Origin of the sequence: Pedobacter sp. HMWF019 (genome assembly GCF_003061025.1) — a bacterium.
Lineage (GTDB): Bacteria > Bacteroidota > Bacteroidia > Sphingobacteriales > Sphingobacteriaceae > Pedobacter.
On record NZ_QAIL01000458.1, the window covers coordinates 1 to 12,668 of the forward strand.

The following is a 12,668-nucleotide window of genomic DNA, read 5'->3' on the forward strand; positions in this document are numbered from 1 at the left end:
TAGTCTGAATCCATTTCTCTCGTCATTTTTTTAAACAAAAAAGAGATTTCTTCCAGTTGTTGCTCATCTATAAAAAAGATAGGCGTTCCCCCTACCTTAAATAGCGGCGAATCCTGTAAAGTTTCTTTGCGTTCCTGAGAATGAACAAAAGCTTCTGTGAACAAACAAAACCAACCCTCCTGTTCAGCAGACCCGGCTTCCCAGGAATATGGGATCATTGGATTCGAAAACAACAAGGCTGGCCGGTCTACCTCTATCCACTTATCTGCATAATGCAACCGTCCTGTTCCGATCACCAGAGAAACTTTATAAAAATCCCTTCTGGAGTAAAAAGTCGTATGCTGACACGAACTTCGAGGGAAGACATTAAAGTGTCCCGGCCCGGCATTGTTCAGAGAAAGCCCCGAAGGATTAATATGAGGAAGCCTGGCGTAAAAATCTTGTACTGTCTCCGTTGTTTTCATCAATCAAAATTATAAAATTCAAACCATTAATATAACGTAAAAAGAAGATTAAATCTTACATTCCTCTGTTTATACTATTTTGTACAAATAAGAGATAAACTTATCTTTGTATATCTTATTACTGCTATTGTATTAGTCTAGAAACAGACATCATGAAAGAAGACTTAAATCTATTGGAACAAGCCGCACAAAATGACTATAAATATGGCTTTGTTACAAATATTGATACAGATACTATTCCAAAGGGGCTCAGCGAGGCTGTGATTGAGCTGATCTCCAAAAAAAAGAATGAACCTGAATGGATGCTGAAATGGCGTCTCAAAGCCTATGCACATTGGCTAAAAATGGAAGAACCCACATGGCCAAATGTGAAGTACCCACCTATCAACTATCAGGACATTATCTATTATGCCGCTCCTAAGAAAAAAGAACAGCTAAATAGTCTGGATGAAGTAGATCCGGAATTACTACGCACTTTCGAAAAGCTGGGCATTTCCCTGGATGAGCAAAAACGGTTGAGCGGCGTAGCTGTCGATGTGGTAATGGATAGTGTTTCTATTGCGACTTCTTTCAAAGAGCAACTTTCGGAGATTGGCGTTATCTTTTGCTCTATTAGTGAGGCCATACAGCAACACCCTGACCTGGTCAAAAAATACCTGGGATCTGTGGTGCCAATGACTGATAATTATTTTTCAGCGTTAAACTCCGCTGTATTTACAGATGGGTCGTTCTGCTATATTCCAAAAGGTGTCCGCTGTCCAATGGAATTGTCTACCTATTTCAGGATCAATGCGGAAAATTCGGGCCAGTTTGAACGCACACTGATCATAGCGGAAGACGAAAGTTATGTGAGCTATCTGGAAGGCTGCACCGCACCTATGCGCGATGAGAACCAGTTACATGCAGCAGTAGTTGAACTGGTTGCTATGGAAAAAGCGGAAATTAAATACTCTACTGTTCAGAACTGGTATCCCGGAGACAAAAATGGCCAGGGCGGAATCTATAACTTTGTAACCAAAAGAGGAATTTGTGCAGGCAATCATTCAAAAATTTCCTGGACACAAGTAGAAACAGGCTCTGCCATTACCTGGAAATACCCGAGTGTGATCCTGAAAGGCGACTATTCTATAGGCGAATTCTACTCTGTAGCCTTCACCAATCACCACCAACAAGCAGATACAGGTACGAAGATGATCCATCTTGGAAAAAATACCAGGAGCAGGATTGTTGCCAAAGGTATTTCTGCCGGGCAAAGCAATAACAGTTACCGTGGACTGGTACGCGCCAGCAAACAAGCCACCAATGCCCGTAATTATTCGCAGTGCGATTCCTTGTTACTGGGAGATCAATGCGGAGCTCATACTTTCCCTTATATAGAAGTGAAGAACAAAACTGCCATTGTAGAGCACGAAGCCACGACTTCAAAAATCGGGGAAGACCAGTTGTTCTACTGCAGACAGCGTGGTATTGATGCAGAGGCAGCTGTAGCACTGATTGTCAACGGCTTCGCTAAAGAAGTAATGAACCAGCTTCCTATGGAATTTGCCATTGAAGCACAGAAATTACTGGCCATCAGCATGGAAGGCAGTGTTGGTTAGTCAAAAATATATCCATTTATAGAAATAGAAGATCATGTTATCCATTAAAAATATACACGCAAACGTAGAAGGTAAAGAAATATTAAAAGGCATCAACCTGGACATTAAGCCAGGAGAAGTGCATGCTATCATGGGGCCAAACGGCTCAGGTAAAAGTACACTGGCTTCTGTTCTTGCCGGAAGAGAAGAATATGAAGTTACGGAAGGCGAAGTGCTCTTTTCAGGAAAAGACTTACTGGAACTTTCTATTGAAGACCGGGCACGCGAAGGCTTATTTCTTGCTTTTCAATATCCTGTTGAAATTCCGGGTGTAAGCACCACCAATTTTATCAAAGCCGCTGTAAATGAAAAGCGTAAATACCAAGGACTAGAGCCTCTGGATGCGGTCGCTTTTCTTAAAATGATGAAGGAAAAGATGGCTATGGTAGAAATTGGCCAGTCTTTGCTCAGCCGCTCCATTAATGAAGGATTTTCAGGTGGAGAGAAAAAAAGAAATGAAATTTTCCAGATGGCCATGCTGGAACCCAAACTCGCCATTCTGGATGAGACCGACTCCGGTCTGGATATTGATGCTTTACGTATTGTTGCTAATGGTATTAATAAACTGAGGACACCAGACCGTTCTATTTTATTGATCACCCACTATCAGCGCTTACTTGATTATATCCAGCCAGATTATGTACACGTATTGTACAAAGGCCGTATTGTCAAATCAGGCACAAAAGAACTTGCTTTGGAACTGGAAGAAAAAGGATATGATTTCATTACAGAAAGCATTGATCAGTCTGCAAATGTCTAAACTATAAACCATTTAAGATCAAGACAATGACGAATGTAAATTATTTCAAAGATCAGTTTAGTGCCCTCCAGGCCTCAGATCCAAATGAACTGTTAACTGGAATTCGCAAAGAAAACTTCGATACATTTAGCCGCTCTGGTTTGCCTACTTTACGTCAGGAAGAATGGAAATACACCAATATCAGCAGCTTATTCGATAAAGATTATGAGTTTGCAGGAGATGGTAAAATTTCTCCTTCATTGCTTTCTTCTCTGGAAGAAATGCGTATAGAAGGTTACCAGGAAGCCAATGAACTGGTTTTCCTGAATGGTCGTTATGCCCCCTCCTTATCTGCAATCCGCTCTCCGGAAACTCAATTGATTGTATTGCCATTGGAAGAGGCCATAGACAGCAAATATAAAGCGCTGGTTGCCATGCACCTTGGACAAAGCAGTAGCTATATAAAAGATGGCATTCATGCTCTGAATACTTCTTTTATCCAGGGAGGGCTCTTCCTTTATATTCCTAAAGGCCAGCAATTGCAACATCCTGTTTATATTTATCACCTTTCTGACGCAGGACAACACCATACTTTATCGCAACCAAGAAGTCTTGTGTATGTAGAAGCCCAGGCTAAATTTCAACTGGCGGAAACCTACAGAACAATTGGTTCTTGTGAGGGCTTCACCAATGAGGTTATGGAAATTGTAGTAGAGGCAGATGCATTTGTAGAGTACTACAAGATCCAGAATGATGGATCAAATGCCCACCAGACCAATACAACCCATATCAGGCAAATGGAAAAGAGTCATGTACATACTGTGGTCCTGTCTCTAAACGGCGGAATGGTGCGAAACAACCTGAACCTGGTCATGGATGCACGGGGAAATGAAACACACCTATATGGTCTCTCTTTACTTAGAGGTAAAACTCATGTAGACAACCACACCATGATTGACAATAAAATGCCGGATTGCTACAGTAATCAACTTTATAAAAGTGTTGCTGATGATGCATCCACCAGTATTTTCAGCGGACGGATCATTGTTCAGCCAGATGCACAGAAAACCAATGCTTATCAGTCCAGCAAAAACATCCTTTTATCTGAACTGGCCAGCATCAATGCCAAGCCGCAGCTGGAAATCTTTGCTGATGATGTGAAGTGCTCACATGGCTGCACAGTTGGGCAGCTGGATGAAGAAGCTCTTTATTATTTAAGGGCCAGAGGAATTCCAAAAGAAAATGCAGAGATTCTTTTACTGCATGCTTTTGCAGCTGATATTGTTGACCAGATCAAGCTGGAGCCTTTACAGAAACATACCGAAAAACTGATCTACGAACACCTATCCGTTTCCTAATGAAAGCACCAAATTCTATACCTCAGGTTCTGGATGTGACTTCCATCCGCAATCAGTTTCCCATCCTGAACAGACGAGTCAAAGAAAAGCCATTGGTTTATCTGGATAATGCAGCAACCTCGCAAAAGCCCCAGTCTGTAATTGATGCCATCAGCGATTATTACACCAATTATAATGCGAACATTCACCGGGGTATCCATACCTTGGCTGAAGAGGCAACCATGGCCTACGAAGCGACCAGGTTTGCAGTTCAGGAATTTATTGGCGCTGCTTTTCCGGAGGAGATCATTTTTACAAGGGGGACCACAGAAGGGATTAACCTGGTGGCTTATACCTGGGGACGTCAGCATATTATTCCCGGCGATGAGATCCTCATCTCTGCTATGGAACACCATTCTAATATTGTTCCCTGGCAAATCCTTTGCGAAGAGAAAGATGCTGTTTTAAAAGTTATCCCTGTAAATGACAATGGGGAATTGTCTATGGAAGCTTATATGGAACTGCTCAATGAAAGAACCAAACTGGTTTCCATTGTACAGGTGTCCAACGCACTTGGAACGGTTAACCCGGTTAAAGAGATGATCAGTGCCGCCCACAAGGCTGGTGCAAGGGTATTGGTTGACGGCGCACAGTCTGCAGTACATCTGGATATAGATGTACAGGATCTGGATTGTGATTTCTTTGCGTTTTCAGCGCATAAGGTTTATGGACCTACAGGTATAGGTGTGCTTTATGGCAAAAAGGAATTACTGGAAAGTATGCCGGTTTTTCAGGGCGGAGGAGAGATGATCAAAGAAGTAACTTTTGAAAAAACAACTTATAATGATCTTCCTTATAAATACGAGGCCGGTACACCAAACATTGCAGACACCATTGCCTTCAAAACCGCTTTGGATTTTGTAAAAAAAATTGGTAAAGCATCTATCAGGGAACATGAAAATAATTTACTGGATTATGCCACCGCACAGCTACAACAAATCCCCGGACTTCGAATTATTGGTGAAGCCAGGGAAAAAGTAAGTTTAGTCTCTTTTGTTATAAAAGGTATTCATCCTCAAGACATTGGTATTATTTTAGACAACATGGGCATTGCTGTGCGAACAGGCCACCATTGCACTCAACCCTTGATGAAACGTTTTGAAATTCCAGGCACGGTAAGGGCCTCTTTTGCGCTATACAACACCAGAGAAGAAATAGACATACTGATCAATGGTCTGCAGAAGGCCATAAAAATGTTATTGTAATGAGTAAAAAATCCATCATAGAAACAGAGCAGGAGATTATAGATGATTTCTCTTTATTTGATTCCTGGGAAGACAAATATGAATATATTATTGACCTGGGAAAAAAACTACCGCTTCTGGAAGAACAATATAAAACGGAAGAAAATAAGATTAAAGGCTGCCAATCTACAGTTTGGCTGGTGGCCAGCTATACAGATGGACGGGTCTTCTTTAAAGCCGACAGTGATGCGGTTATTGTTAAGGGCTTAGTGAGTATGCTGATCACAGTTCTTTCCGGACACCGGCCCGATGAAATTATTGCCGCTAAACTAGATTTTATCAGAGAAATCGGAATGTTCACCCATTTGGCACAAACCCGTTCCAATGGCTTGCTTGCTATGATTAAGCAAATGAAAAATTATGCAATTGCCTATAAAACGATCCAGGGAATAGAACAAAAGTAATAGATCATGGATAAAGAAGAGTTAAAACAAAAAGTAATTGAATGTCTGCAGACCATATATGATCCGGAAATACCTGTGAGCATCTATGAGCTTGGGCTCATTTATGAAACCGATATCCTTCCGCCATTAAATAATGTGCAGATTGTGATGACACTGACCGCTCCGGGCTGCCCCGCTGCACAGTCTATTCCACTGGAGGTGGAACAAAAAATTAAACAGATTGAAGGGGTTAATGAAGTATCCGTGGTGGTGACCTGGGATCCGCCATGGACCAGAGATATGATGTCTGAAGCCGCGCAGCTCGAATTAGGAATGTTATAGAACATAAATAAATTACCATGAAGATTACAGCCCAGGAAGAATATGGCCTGCGGATATTGCTCCGTATTGCCAGATCGGATAGAGAGGAAGGATTAAGCATCCCTGCCATCAGCGAAGCAGAAGGCTTGTCTTCAGCCTATGTAGGCAAATTGACACGTATTCTGCGCTTATCAGGTTATATCAATAGTACGCCAGGTTATAAAGGTGGTTATATTCTGGCCCGCCATCCAGAACAGATCAACATCAACCAGGCTTTAAAAGCACTTGGCGGCTCTTTATTTGACAAAAGTTTTTGTGAAGATTATCCAGGCACGGTTAAACTCTGCACCAATTCCATAGACTGTTCCGTACGCTCCCTTTGGCAAATGATACAACTTACAGTCGACCAGTTGCTGGATAAGGTTTCTTTACAGGACCTGATCAGTCCGGAACAGGAGTCTGGTTTCCTGCTCAAATCTATTCTGGAACAGAATTTGAAATAGGTTTATCTATGCATACACCTCCGTCTCCCGCTTTCACGTCTATTTTAGACAATGACTTTTACAAATTCACGATGCAGCAGGGCGTTATTCGTCTCTTCCCTGGTGCAAAAGCCCGCTATCAGTTCATCAACAGAGGAAAGCATGCCTTCCCCGAAGGCTTCTCTAAAGTCCTGAGAGAAGCTGTTGATGCCATGGCACAACTGAAGCTCAGTAAAGAAGAAAAACGTTTTCTCCAGGTAACCTGTCCCTATCTTGATCCTGTTTATCTGGATTTTTTGGAAGGATACCGTTACAATCCTGAGGAAGTACGTATTGAGCAGTATGGAGAGCAGCTGGAGGTACATATTGAAGGTCTTTGGTACAGATCGATTTTGTGGGAAGTACCGATTATGTCTTTAATATGTGAACTTTACTACATCATGACTGGTGCTGTTCGCATCAGCAATGAAGAAGTCATGGAGGTGACCAGAAAGAAAATTGAAAAGTATAAGGCTTTAGGGGTCACAGTTGCAGAATTCGGCACCCGCAGGCGCTACTCCTACCAGGTACATCGCCTGGTATTACAGGCTTTAAAAGAACATGGAGAAGGTTCCTTTATCGGAACCAGTAATGTACATATGGCTATGTTGTATCAAACTAAACCTATTGGAACACATGCCCATGAATGGTTCATGTTTCATGCGGCCCGTTATGGCTTTAAAATGGCCAATGCCACCGGGCTGGAAAATTGGGTCCGCGTATACAGGGGCGATTTGGGTATTGCACTTTCAGACACCTATACCACAGAGGTCTTCTTCAGACAGTTTGATAAGATGTTTTCAAAGCTCTTTGATGGCGTAAGACATGACAGTGGAGACCCGCTTCAGTTTGCAGATCAGGTCATCGATCATTACAATAAGCTCGGCATTGATCCTAAAACAAAGGTTATTATTTTCTCTGACGGATTAAATTACGATAAGGCAGCACGCATTGCCCGTTATTGCCAGGGAAAAATTGGCCTGTCTTTTGGCATAGGAACGAACTTTACCAATGACGTAGGACCTGAGGCGATGAATATTGTGATCAAAATGACACAAGCCCAACCACAAGATGGGGAATGGACAGATGTGGTGAAACTTTCAGATGAACATGGTAAATATACGGGAAGTGAAAAAATGATTGGTCTGGCCAAAACCATACTTGAAATCAAGGAATAAATATTTTAAATTTATAGACCCTGTTCTCAGTGAACAGGGCAAAAAACATGAAGATCTACCAGCAGAGTTTAAGACTGAAAGAGAGAAAAAGAGGCTTTCATTTGATTACAGAAGAAGTAACTAATGGTTTGCCAGAGATCAGTGAAATTGATAAGGGCTCCTGCCAGATATTTATACAGCATACCTCTGCTTCTTTAACGATCAATGAAAATGCAGATCCAACGGTTAGAAAAGATTTTGAAATGTTTTTTAATAAGACTGTCCCGGAGAATGATCCGGATTATCTTCATGACGAGGAAGGGCCTGATGACATGCCTGCACACCTTAAGGCAGCTATACTTGGAAACTCCTTAACCATTCCAATCCGTCACGGAAAGCTGGCGTTAGGCATTTGGCAGGGTATTTACTTATGTGAACACCGGGATTACGGAGGCCCCAGAAATTTAGTGATTACTGCTTTTGGGGAATAACCAGGGTACTTTTTACCAACTCAATATTTTTACTTTTACTATCGGCCTGTACAAAGCTGTAAGCAATTCCATAGGCATTTACCCTGGAAATGAGCGCACTGTCTACGTCTTCCAGCCTGATAATGGCCGCTGCACCGCTTGTGTATGGAATGTTCCAGCCTTTCAGCAAGATATCTTTGCCATCTTCGCAAACAAAGGCGGGCCTTAATTCATTACCGTCCAGCTTAAAAGAGATATTAATCAATTTTAAACCTTCTACATGTCTGGCCCATATTCCATAGGCCGGAATTGTTGGCCCAAAGGTTTTTACTTCGGGATACTGATCGACCGCTTCAGGAACTTTCCACAAGGAATGTTCCGCCGTACCGCCACCTGCGAGGACAATATCAATATTTTCCAGGGTTAAATTCTTCACCAGGTGTCCAGGAATCCCTGTAATTAGTATACCAGAAGCTGGGGTGAGTTGTGCTACGGCTGAAGCTTTCGCTTTCACATTTCTAATGGTTACATTTTCCAAAGTACCTGTTTGTTGTTGTATATCTGTTTTTTTTCTGAATACACTCAACCTGGAGCCCAATCGGATCAATATCGGTGTTTTTACCTCCACCATGGTAATATTAGAAATTTCTACGTTACGCAGATGTGCGCCGTCTACTGTAAGTAATTTAATACCGCCATTGCTGGTATTATAGATATAACAATCTGAAATCCTGATGTCTTCAAAGGGTGCCATAGACTCTGTTCCCATCTTTATAGCAGCCTGGTTACTCTTCAGACGCATACCGTAAACCTGGATATTGCTGCAGGCCATTTTACTGGAAGTCGTTTTGAAGCATAGCGCATCATCTCCGCTTTCTATATCACAATTCTGAATTTTAACGTTCTGACAACCATCAATATCAATCCCATCATTATGGGCCACTCCATAACTTACAATCGTTACCTTATTGATGCTGATGTTCTTACTTTGAAAATAATGAGAGGTCCAGGCGCCGGCATATTGCAGGGTAACATCCTTGAGCCGGACATCGGTACAACGTACAACCCTCAGCAAGAATGGTCTTCTTCCCCATCGTTGTCCTTCAGGGCGGTTATCTTTTAAAATATGACGCGCTTTAAGTGCTGTGCCCTGACCATCAATAATCCCCTCGCCCTCTATTCCTATATGTTGCACGTCAATTGCAGCAACCAGGGCCCAGCCTACATCTATCCCCAATCCTTCGGTAAAAGGATCCAGATTCTTATAATCTTCTATAGCTGTACTTCCCAGAAGCACAGCTCCCTTTTGCAGATACAGGGTAACATTATCTCTTAAGGCTATTGTACCTGAGAGAAATTTACCTGCTGAAAAAATCACCTTACCGCCGCCAGTGTGATTACACTGATCGATGGCTTTTTGTATGGATTCTGTATTCAAAGTCGTTCCATCTCCAACCGCACCATACTTTGTCACATACACATCTGCAGCAAAAACAGAACTGCAACTTAGAAGAATCGCTGTACAGGTCACAGATCTCACTAATTGATGCATAATTCGCATTGGTTTGCGGGTAAAGGCCATTAACATAGCTTGAATCTATTTTTTGTTTTTTGCCCTGACTGCCTTTACTTCGAGTACAGAAATTCCACTGGCTTTATTGCCAAAGCTGTTCCTGATGTAAGACAAAACATCTGCTATTTCCTGATCTTTTAAAAAATTGTGCGGTGCCATTACATTCGTATAACTCTCTCCGTCAATATCCACATTCTGGGAAAAACCGTTCAGGATTACTTTAATCAACCTGGTTTTATCGCCCAGTACATAACTTGTACCATTTAGCGGTGGGTTCATATTCTGCACACCTCCCCCATCAGCCATGTGGCAACTTAAACAATACTGGCCATATATTTTATTCCCGTTGGTCATCACTGCAGCAGAAACTTTGGCTCCTTTAGCTGCTGGTTTGGGTTTACTTTTAGTTTGTGCAGACAATTGAAGTCCCCCCATAGTGAGGAGCACTACGATCATTAAAATTCTCTTCATTTAAATTATGGCTATTTCTTAGTATAGATAATTCGGTAAATGCTTCCTTTACTATCATCAGTTACATATAGGGAACCGTCAGCTCCCTGTGCAAGTCCGCACGGACGGTGATCTGCTCTTCCGGCAGCCGCCTTTTCTGGTGTTCCGGAAAAATTATCGGCAAAGATCTCCCAATCTCCGGATGGTTTTCCGTCTTTGAAAGGCTGAAATACTACAAAATAGCCTTTTTGCGGTTCCGGTGCCCGGTTCCAGGAACCATGAAAAGCAATGAACGCGCCATTTTTGTATTTTTCGGGGAACATTTTACCTGTATAAAATAACAATCCATTTGGTGCCATATGACCTGGATAGGCCACTGCAGGATCCAGATATTTTGCATCTGCTTCTTTTTTCTTATCCCCTCCATACTCCGGAGCTACAATTTTTTTATGCTGGATCTGATCATAATATAGATATGGCCATCCGGCATTGTCTCCCTTTTTTAGTGCATATAAGCATTCGGCAGGAAGCTCTGCAGATTCTTTGACATCATATAAAGCGGGCCAGGAACTATTGAGATTGTCTCTACCATGCTGCATCACAAACAGCTGGTTATTTTGCTGGTTCCAGTCTAAGCCGACTACATTTCGCAAACCTGTTGCATACCTGATCCCATCTCCATAGCTCTGGCTCAACTTATTTGCTTTAAATTGCCAGATACCACCTGCTGAGTCAAGGATGGGACAGCCAGGCATCCCTGGAGATTGGTATCCCCTGTCCTGTACCTGACAGGAATTAGAGTAGGCTCCTATATTTACATAGAGATTTCCATCATTGTCCAGCACAAGTGACTTGGTTTCATGCTGACGTCCCATCTTTAATCCGGTTACGATTTTTTCCGGCTGATCGGGACTAAGTACTACATTTTGATCATTTAATTTGTACCTGAATACTTCCTGGTTAGAGGAGGCATACAAATAACCATCCTTCAGATAGATTCCTGTGCCGCCATAATTACCAAAACCACCCGTAAGCTGGGCTTTTCCATCGCTGTTCTCATGCAGTTGTAAAATGCCTTTTCCATCCTTTGGTTTCGCCAGTTTTACATAGATATCCCCTTGTGGGGTAACCACCAGATGTCGGGCTTTTGCGCCTGTTTCTGCTACTTTTAATGCTCCAAACCCCTCTGGTAGTTTCAAGCCTGCATTATCAGGATCAGCTTTCACGCCTTCATCAGATTTCAGGGCATAAAATGAAGCCACTGAAGTGATCAAAGTGGCTGCCAGCACATACTTTAACAAGTTACGGTTCATAATTATTTTTTTTAAAAAACCTGCTTGTCCGATAAAACGGAACTCAGGTAATTGAACATCTAATTGATTAATTAATTGAGATATATCATTGAATCAAATTGGCTAACTATTCAATGATATTGCTATTATTTATCTATCAGTTAATTTCAAGCTATAAATAAGTCCATTGTTGCCTGCCATTAAAATAAGGCTACCTTTTTTTGCTTTACCGACTGCATTGAAGTTAAGATCTGACAAATGAAGCCAGTTCTTTCCTCCATCTTTAGAGAAATCTACTCCTGATGTGCCAACGGCTACAACCTGTTCGGCGTCCATATAAGCCACTCCGGAGCGGAAACCGGAAACTGGTGTAACAGGTTGATCCCAGGTTTTACCCCAGTTCTTGGTGAGCAGTATATTATTGGAATTCTCTTTGTCCTTTTGATAATCTCCACCAACAACCACTCCTGTTCCATTTTCGTTAAAATCCACAGAAAATGACCCGGTACTGGCTCCACCTTGTAAAATCGGGCAAGGATATTTTTTCCAGGTATACCCTCTATTATCTGAATAATAAATATTTGCACTCGTTCCACCTGTGGCAATCCATACTTTCTCTTTGCCCAACGTACGGATGGAAGTGCCACTGGCTGCAAAACCAGCTTCTCCCTGCCCCATATCCATATTCAAATGATCTGAAACGTCTTGCCAGTTGAGCCCACCATCCCTGGTCTTAAGCAATTGCAGACGGTTATGGATCGGATCGCCAAATGCAATTCCATTCTTCTCATCCCAGAAACCCATGCCATCAAGAAAGATGGCGCTATCTGTATTTTTATAAGTCTCTTTCCACGTCTTTCCACCATCTACTGTTTGTAAAATAAATGCCGGAGAGCCGGCATTCACTACAATAGCATTGAATCCATCAAAAGCTTCAATATCTCTGAAATCGAGTTTTTCATAACCGGCAGGTTTTATCCATTGCCAGGTCTTACCACCATCAATTGTCTTCCCTATGGA

General features: G+C 42.1%; 13 protein-coding genes and 1 pseudogene. 9 read left to right on the top strand and 5 right to left on the bottom strand.

Annotated features, from left to right (window positions below):
- Positions 1-464: pseudogene (locus DBR11_RS24210) on the bottom strand (AraC family transcriptional regulator); the annotation flags it as partial.
- A 152-nt stretch (positions 465-616) separates the two neighbouring features.
- On the opposite strand from DBR11_RS24210, the gene sufB reads away from it, so the two are divergent.
- From sufB to DBR11_RS24255, 9 genes are read left to right on the top strand one after another with little or no spacing between them, the layout of a single operon-like run.
- A complete protein-coding gene (sufB, locus tag DBR11_RS24215) occupies positions 617-2,062 on the top strand; it encodes a Fe-S cluster assembly protein SufB (protein ID WP_108555162.1) in 1,446 nt (481 codons plus the stop codon).
- A gap of 34 nt (positions 2,063-2,096) precedes the next feature.
- Positions 2,097-2,861: a Fe-S cluster assembly ATPase SufC gene (gene sufC / locus DBR11_RS24220; RefSeq protein ID WP_108555163.1), complete on the top strand. Its 765-nt coding sequence runs from the start codon at positions 2,097-2,099 to the stop codon at positions 2,859-2,861.
- Positions 2,862-2,887: 26 nt separating this feature from the next.
- Positions 2,888-4,198, top strand: coding sequence for a Fe-S cluster assembly protein SufD (gene sufD / locus DBR11_RS24225; RefSeq protein WP_108555164.1), 1,311 nt, complete (start codon positions 2,888-2,890; stop codon positions 4,196-4,198).
- Positions 4,198-5,442: a cysteine desulfurase gene (locus DBR11_RS24230; protein WP_108555165.1), complete on the top strand. Its 1,245-nt coding sequence runs from the start codon at positions 4,198-4,200 to the stop codon at positions 5,440-5,442. Before sufD ends, DBR11_RS24230 begins: the two co-directional genes overlap by 1 nt.
- Positions 5,442-5,885, top strand: a complete 444-nt coding sequence (locus tag DBR11_RS24235; RefSeq protein WP_108555166.1) for a SufE family protein — start codon at positions 5,442-5,444, stop codon at positions 5,883-5,885. The genes DBR11_RS24230 and DBR11_RS24235 overlap by 1 nt, the downstream gene beginning before the upstream one ends.
- A 6-nt stretch (positions 5,886-5,891) precedes the next feature.
- On the top strand, positions 5,892-6,206 hold the full coding sequence (locus tag DBR11_RS24240) for an iron-sulfur cluster assembly protein (protein ID WP_108555167.1): 315 nt from the start codon (positions 5,892-5,894) through the stop codon (positions 6,204-6,206).
- Between the two features lie 17 nt (positions 6,207-6,223).
- A complete protein-coding gene (locus tag DBR11_RS24245) occupies positions 6,224-6,688 on the top strand; it encodes an Rrf2 family transcriptional regulator (protein WP_108555168.1) in 465 nt (154 codons plus the stop codon).
- Positions 6,689-6,696: 8 nt separating this feature from the next.
- Entirely contained in the window at positions 6,697-7,884 is a 1,188-nt protein-coding gene (gene pncB, locus DBR11_RS24250; RefSeq protein WP_108555169.1) for a nicotinate phosphoribosyltransferase, read from the top strand.
- 47 nt (positions 7,885-7,931) lie between these two features.
- Positions 7,932-8,354 (top strand): secondary thiamine-phosphate synthase enzyme YjbQ, encoded by a 423-nt coding sequence (locus DBR11_RS24255; RefSeq protein WP_108555170.1) that lies wholly within the window; start codon positions 7,932-7,934, stop codon positions 8,352-8,354.
- Here the strand turns inward: DBR11_RS24255 and DBR11_RS24260 are convergent.
- The 4 genes from DBR11_RS24260 to DBR11_RS24275 form a co-directional block, all read right to left on the bottom strand.
- On the bottom strand, positions 8,335-9,885 hold the full coding sequence (locus tag DBR11_RS24260; RefSeq protein WP_108555171.1) for a glycoside hydrolase family 28 protein: 1,551 nt from the start codon (positions 9,883-9,885) through the stop codon (positions 8,335-8,337). The genes DBR11_RS24255 and DBR11_RS24260 overlap by 20 nt on opposite strands.
- 45 nt (positions 9,886-9,930) lie before the next feature.
- Positions 9,931-10,377, bottom strand: a complete 447-nt coding sequence (locus DBR11_RS24265; RefSeq protein ID WP_108555172.1) for a cytochrome c — start codon at positions 10,375-10,377, stop codon at positions 9,931-9,933.
- Positions 10,378-10,388: 11 nt separating this feature from the next.
- Positions 10,389-11,669, bottom strand: a complete 1,281-nt coding sequence (locus DBR11_RS24270; protein WP_108555173.1) for a sorbosone dehydrogenase family protein — start codon at positions 11,667-11,669, stop codon at positions 10,389-10,391.
- A gap of 129 nt (positions 11,670-11,798) precedes the next feature.
- A partial coding sequence (locus tag DBR11_RS24275) for an oxidoreductase (protein WP_233260886.1) occupies positions 11,799-12,668 on the bottom strand: 870 nt, incomplete at its 5' end.